The organism is Legionella waltersii (genome assembly GCF_001468085.1).
Lineage (GTDB): Bacteria > Pseudomonadota > Gammaproteobacteria > Legionellales > Legionellaceae > Legionella > Legionella waltersii.
In genome coordinates this window covers 432-1743 of sequence record NZ_LNZB01000052.1, presented here as the reverse complement: position 1 = coordinate 1743, position 1312 = coordinate 432, and the positions used below count along the sequence as shown (strand labels likewise).

The window sequence follows — 1312 nt, the reverse complement described above, 5'->3', positions numbered from 1 at the left end:
GAACGCCTCATTCAGGTGAACAGAGAATTTCGTGAGGCAATCAAAGAGCTGGAGACAGAAAGAAAAATTCATCGACGTAGAATCGTGGCATCTGCAGGCGCAAGTTCCACGTTTATTTTGACGCAATACCGAGGCAAGCCCAAGCTATTTGCTTGTGGAGAGAATGGGTATGGCCAACTGGGTCTGGGGCATAAAAATAACCAGAGCAGCCTGCAGCACCTCGAGATTCCCAAAGAAATAAGCTCACTGGAGGGTGTCGTCACAGGTTACTGCCACACCCTTGTCTTTGGCTGTGACAGCTTCGGCAAGCCAGCGCTATTTTCCTGTGGATATAACTATTGGGGCCAACTGGGGCTCGGGCATAATACTGACCAGAGTAGCTTGCATCGCCTCGAGCTTCCTGAAGACCTCAATTCCCTGGATGGTGTCGTCGCAGGTACTTTCCACACCCTTGTCTTTGGCTGCGACAGCTTCGGCAAGCCAGTGCTCTTTGCCTGTGGAAGAAACAGCTTCGGCCAACTAGGGCTGGGGCATCAAAACCACCAGAGCTGCCTGCAGCGCCTTGAGCTTCCTGAAGCACTAAACTCACTGGAGGGTGTCGTCGCAGGTCCAGGCCACACCCTTGTCTTTGGCCGTGATAGCAATAAAAAGCCACTGCTCTTTGCCTGTGGATATAACAATAATGGCCAACTGGGGCTTGGACATAATACTGACCAGAGCAACTTGCAGCGCCTTGAGCTTCCCAAAGACATCAACTCACTGGAGGGTGTCGTCGCATGTAGTAACCACACCCTTGTCTTTGGCCGCGACAGCCTCGGAAAATCACTGCTCTTTGCCTGTGGAGACAACCATTCAGGCCAACTGGGGCTTGGGCATAATACTGACCAGAGCAGCTTGCAGCGCCTTGAGATTCCCAAAGAAATCAACTCACTGGAAGGTGTCTCCGCAGGTGGCTACCATACCCTTGTCTTTGGTCGCGACAGCAAGGGTAAACCAGCGCTCTTTGCCTGTGGTATGAACGATTATGGCCAACTGGGGCTTGGGCATCAAAACAACCAGAGCAGCTTGCAGCGCCTCGAGCTTCCTGAAGCACTCAACTCACTGGAGGGTGTCGTCGCAGGTACTAACCACACCCTTGTCTTTGGCCGCGACAGCAAGGGCAAGCCAACGCTCTTTGCTTTTGGAAGCAACTATGGTGGCCAACTGGGGCTTGGTCATCAAGAAAACCAGAACCTCCCGACCGCTGTCCCAAAACCCGTTATCTGCGACAGCGAAAAATATCGTTTTAAAGTGGCAATAGAGAGCCATGCGC

The 1312-nt window shown here is 52.5% G+C and carries 1 protein-coding gene; it reads left to right on the top strand.

Going from position 1 to position 1312, the window contains the following annotated elements; genetic code table 11:
• Positions 1-1312 (top strand): RCC1 domain-containing protein (locus Lwal_RS11810; RefSeq protein ID WP_193787232.1); only part of this gene is annotated, 1312 nt, incomplete at both ends.